Raw genomic sequence first — 2,430 nt, 5'->3', positions numbered from 1 at the left:
AATCATATACAAGAACAAGCCTCCTCTGATTTAATCGAAATCAATGAACACATATACGAAAACATGCAAAAGAACCCCCAATATCATATACAAAAAGATTCAAAAATATATATTAAATCTTTGTTTGAAAAGGGCGTTGGATCTCAAATTGAATGTGAAAATAGCACTGAGTTTTATTCAGATAGAAAAGAAAAAAATCCTTTCGCAATTAATCCGATACCGCCTGAAACATTTCTGGAAGAATTGTCAGGTAAACTCCAGATTCACCCCATCTCCGTCTACTGGCTCCTGAAGGAGGGCATCGAGCAGGAGGGCTGGCGATGCATCCCCGAGGAGCGGCGGATCACTGCCGACCGCTTCTCGGTGATGGTCCTGCGGATGCTCGGCCATCGCTGGCCCAGGCAGATCGAGGCCGGCGAGCCGGTGCCCGACTGGGCCGATGCCGACGGGATCATCCCACTCACCACCGGTTCCGGGGAGGCAACACTCCTTGAACGGGTGCGGGCACGGATCGCGGAGGAGTTCCCCGGCGGATCGGTGAGTGCCATCGAGCGGGAGTTCGAGGAGGTGATGGGCAAATCCCTCGAAGACTGGCTGCATCTCGAATTCTTCAAGCACCATACGAAGCAATTCAAGAAGAGGCCCATCGCCTGGCAGGTGCAGAGCGGCAAATTCACCAGGAAGAAGCAGCCGGCTTTCGCCTGTATGGTCTACTATCACAAGCTCGATGAGGACGCACTCTACAAAATCAAGAACCAGTATGTCGGGCCCCTGCGGCAGAAGTACGAGACCGAGATGCGGGGGATTGAAGGTATTCCTGCTGGATCCCGGAGCGAGACACAGGAGAAGCGCTACCGGGAGCTCGGGGATCTTATCGCTGAACTGAAGGTGTTCGGGGAGACCCTCACCGAGGTTGCAGAGAGCGGGTTTGCGAGCAAAGTGCTCGACAAGATCGCTAAGAAAGACCCTCTCGATGCCTGGTGCTCGATCGACGGGGCGAAGCCAGCACCTGCGGATCTTGACGCGTTCCTCCGGCAGGAGCGCAGTTACATCCCGGACATCAACGACGGGGTGCGGGTCAATATTGTACCACTCCAGAAGGCAGGCCTGCTCGCTGGGGATGTGATTGCCAAAAAAGATTTGGAGAAGGCAATTTCCGACCGGGCCGAGTGGCGAGCGGATGAGCGCCGTTGGTGCCGGGAAGGAAAGCTGCCGAAGTGTGGGTGGTGGTGAATTTGTCTCGTGAAAATCAGAATCAGAATTTATATACTACTCCTTTTGGCCATAGGTCGGAAAAAACTGAGGGCATGGAGTGGTTGCATCCTCTCGCAATGAAAAATGATTCGAAGAATATTAAACATGAATATGAATATCCGGATAAGGGTGCCCAAAACCCAGGGTATTCGGATACAAGGGGGCCTTTTCAGAGGGATCGCGATAGAATCCTCTATTCTAAATCATTCCGAAGGTTAATGCACAAAACGCAGGTGAGTTTTACAGGTTCGATGAATGAAAATATTCGGACCAGACTCTCCCATACTCTTGAAGTATCACAAATTGCCCGGACAATGGCCCGATTTTTAAAAGTCAACGAAGATTTAGTCGAAGCCATTGCGTTGGGACATGATGTGGGGCACACTCCTTTTGGACACATTGGTGAAGCCTTTCTGAACGATATCGTGAGTGGGGGAGAGGAGGGCTTTCTTGAGAAATTTAGCATTGATTCAAAGAATTTTGACTCGATGGGATTTAAGCATAATTTCCAAAGTGTCAGGGTATTGATGGAATTTGAAAAGGGCTATTCATCACATAAAGGATTGAATATTTCATATCCGGTCTTGGAAGGAATATTGAAACATTCAAAATTATATTATTCGGGGAACGACGAAAAAAGTCCCATATGTTATCGAGGAATTTCCGATAACGCTCATTTCAATATCAAGCAACCATTTGCATCTACAATTGAAGGGCAAATAGTAAATCTTGCGGACGAAATCGCCCAAGTATGTCATGATATTGAGGACGCCATAGAAGCGAACTATGACAGTAAAAAGTTCATTATTGAAGCTCTTAACGAGGAAATCCAGAAAGGATTATTCGAAGGTATTGATGATCAACCCTTCTTCCTTGAAGGTGAGCAGAAAGAAGTCGATAGAAGATATTTCAAGGAATTCATTAGCTGGGTAATCGGGAAAATTATCTTAGATTCCGTGGAAATAATTTCACAAAATATGAATGATTATTTAAACAAACACAAACCTGATCCCGACAATGGAGAATATTACCCTATAATTGAAGATATTGCGACGGAAAGTGTCTTGGAAGATCATAAAATTTTCAAATTTTTGAAGGAAGACATTCAGAAGCAATATATTATCACCAACTACCGAATTAATCGAGAAAATGGGAAAAACAGGTTTATATTGAGAC

2 protein-coding genes are annotated in these 2,430 nt (G+C 46.3%); both read left to right on the top strand.

Annotated features, from left to right (window positions below; translation table 11 throughout):
- The first annotated feature begins 243 nt into the window (after positions 1 to 243).
- Positions 244 to 1,233, top strand: coding sequence for a hypothetical protein (locus QCH34_RS10790; protein WP_300334004.1), 990 nt, complete (start codon positions 244 to 246; stop codon positions 1,231 to 1,233).
- Positions 1,194 to 2,430, top strand: a 1,237-nt coding sequence (gene dgt, locus QCH34_RS10785) for a dGTP triphosphohydrolase (protein WP_300334001.1), incomplete at its 3' end; no start/stop codon positions are given. The genes QCH34_RS10790 and dgt, both read left to right, overlap by 40 nt.

The sequence above is a fragment of the Methanocalculus sp. genome, assembly GCF_029762515.1.
Taxonomy (GTDB): domain Archaea; phylum Halobacteriota; class Methanomicrobia; order Methanomicrobiales; family Methanocorpusculaceae; genus Methanocalculus.
The sequence above is the reverse complement of the archived record's forward strand: the minus strand, read 5'-3'. Positions and strand labels throughout refer to the sequence as shown.